This window comes from Kitasatospora sp. NPDC059571, from assembly GCF_042735675.1.
Lineage (GTDB): Bacteria > Actinomycetota > Actinomycetes > Streptomycetales > Streptomycetaceae > Kitasatospora.
In genome coordinates, this window is record NZ_JBHWBW010000712.1 from 1,414 (window position 1) to 2,563 (window position 1,150).

The window sequence follows — 1,150 nt, forward strand, 5'->3', positions numbered from 1 at the left end:
ACACGCCCGCCCTCGAGATTCTCCACCTCCGCCCCCCCCCCACACCCCCTCAGCGCTGCTGGCCTGGTCGCGCGCCGCCGCCCGCCCCCCCCCCCCCACTGCGGTGCAGCCTACTCCAGACCGTCCCGCCGCTCCGGGAGAGACCACGCCCGTGTACCGCCGCCCGCGCCGCCGCGCCGCCCTCGTGATCGCCCTGTCCCTGCTGCTGGCCGGCTGCGCGAGCGCGGTCGCCGAGCAGCCGGCCGGCAACAGCGGCAGTGCCGCGCCCACCCGCAGCGAGGCGCCCCCCACGGTGTCCGCGACACCGGTCCTCGACTCGGCCAACGACAAGCCGCTGCCGCTCGACGGCTATCTGCTCGCCCCGGACCAGCTCCTCACCGTGGAGAAGGCGCAGGCCCGGCTGATCTCCGGCTGCATGGCGCGGTTCGGGTTCGACTACACGCCCCCGGCACCCGCCCTGCCGGGCCGGGACAGCGACGCTCCCACCACCCGGATCGACGGCCGCTACGGCCGGCAGAGCGCCGCGCTGCTCGCGAAGTGGGGCTACCACCCCGAGGGCGGCGCCCCGGCGGCCGCCGACTCGCAGACGCAGCCGCCGATGAGCCCCGCGATGACGGTGGCCGCACGCGGCACCTCCGACCCGAAGCAGCGGTTCGGCCCCGGGGGGCAGACGGTCAACGGCCTGAAGGTGCCGGACCACGGCTGCGTCGGCGAGGCCGCCGTCCGGCTCACCGGCTCGGTGGACGGGCAGCTCGGTGACGCGAAGACCGCCTCCGACCTCAAGTTCGGCACCCTGGAGGCGGCCCGGGTCGACCCGCGCACCCAGGCGGTCTTCGCGAAGTGGTCGCAGTGCATGAGGGCGGCGGGCCTCGACTACGCCGACCCGCTCGCCGCGATGAGCGACAAGGAGTGGTCCCGGACGCCGCTGCCCACGCCGCACGAGCTCCAGGTGGCCACGGCCGACGCCGGCTGCCGGCACCGGGAGAACGTGGTCGGCGTCTGGTACGCGGTGGACGCCGCCTACCAGCAGCAGGCGATCGCCGAGCACGCCCCGGCCATGGCCGACGCCAAGGCCGCGCTGGCTGCCCAGCTGAAGGCCGCGACCCAGGCGCTGGCCGGCTGAGCCGCCGCACTCCACGGCCCCCGGGGC

At 76.6% G+C, this 1,150-nt stretch carries 1 protein-coding gene; it reads left to right on the plus strand.

The genetic code is table 11. The features are described from left to right. Positions 1 to 151 precede the first annotated feature (151 nt). Positions 152 to 1,123: a hypothetical protein gene (locus ACFV0G_RS38155; protein ID WP_380558089.1), complete on the plus strand. Its 972-nt coding sequence runs from the start codon at positions 152 to 154 to the stop codon at positions 1,121 to 1,123. The last annotated feature ends 27 nt before the right edge of the window (positions 1,124 to 1,150 follow it).